2 protein-coding genes are annotated in these 1,156 nt (G+C 72.5%); one reads left to right on the plus strand and one right to left on the minus strand.

Annotated features, from left to right (window positions below):
- Window positions 1–188: helix-turn-helix domain-containing protein (locus AC0CYZ_RS04645; protein WP_472212799.1), on the minus strand; the 188-nt coding region annotated here is incomplete at its 3' end.
- Between the two features lie 162 nt (window positions 189–350).
- Here AC0CYZ_RS04645 and AC0CYZ_RS04650 point away from each other — a divergent pair.
- Window positions 351–1,156 (plus strand): acyl-CoA dehydrogenase family protein (locus AC0CYZ_RS04650; protein ID WP_472212797.1); only part of this gene is annotated, 806 nt, incomplete at its 3' end.

Raw genomic sequence — 1,156 nt, forward strand, 5'->3', positions numbered from 1 at the left:
GAGTCGAAGTGGCGGTAGATCCCGGAGCCGACGATGCCGGCCGCGGCGCCGATGTCGGCCATCGCGACGGCGTGGTAGCCGTGGCGGGCGACGAGCTCGGCGGCGGCGGCGAGGATGCGGTCCTTGCGGGCGGGGTCGCGCTTCGCATGTGAACGGATTTCGTCGCCCTGGCGACCGAGATCGTTCACCTGGGCGCCGCCCTTCTGGTGAATCGGAGTCACGCTGCCGGCCCGATCGGTCACGCCGGCAGACTAGCCGGTTCCTCGCTGTCATGGCTCTGGTCACGTGCCCGGGGAGCCGCTACCGTCGCCGTCGAGTGAACGGTGGATCACCGAACCTTGGGAGTCGGCGTGGACTTCGTGGAGACCGACGAGCACCGCGACCTGCGGGCCGCCGTCGGGACGATCGCAGCGCCCTTCGGGGGTGACTACTACGTCGACCACGCGCGCCGCGGCGCCGAGTGCACCGAGCTCTGGCACGCGCTGGGCGACGCCGGCTACGTCGGGGTCTCGGTCCCGGAGGCCTACGGCGGCGGGGGCGGCGGGCTCGTCGAGCTGGCCCTGGTCTGCGAGGAGACCGCCGCGCAGGGCGCACCGATGCTGCTGCTGCTCGTCACGCACGCGATCTCGGCGGCGGTGATCGCCGAGTACGGCACCGAGGAGCAGCGCAAGGAGTGGCTGCCGGGGCTCGCGAGCGGCCGGGAGAAGGTGGTCTTCGCGATCACCGAGCCCGACGCCGGCTCCAACACCCACAAGCTCGCGACCACCGCCCGCCGCGAGGGCGAGGAGTGGGTGGTCAGCGGCGAGAAGTACTACATCTCGGGGGTGGACGACGCCGAGGCGCTGCTGCTCGTCGCGCGCACCGGACGCGACGAGCGCGGGAACGCCCAGCTGAGCCTGTTCCTCGTCCCCACCGACGCCCCGGGCCTGCAGAAGATCCCGCTCCCGGTCGACGTCCTGCTGCCCGAGACCCAGTTCACGCTGCGGTTCGACGACGTCCGGCTCCCGGCGTCGGCCCTGGTCGGCGACGAGAACCAGGGCTTCCGCCAGGTGTTCCACGGCCTCAACCCCGAGCGGATCACCGGGGCCGCGCTCTGCGTCGGGATCGCCCGCTACGCACTCGGCCGCGCCACCCGCTACGCGAACGACCGCGAGGT

The organism is Actinomycetospora sp. (assembly GCF_055612215.1).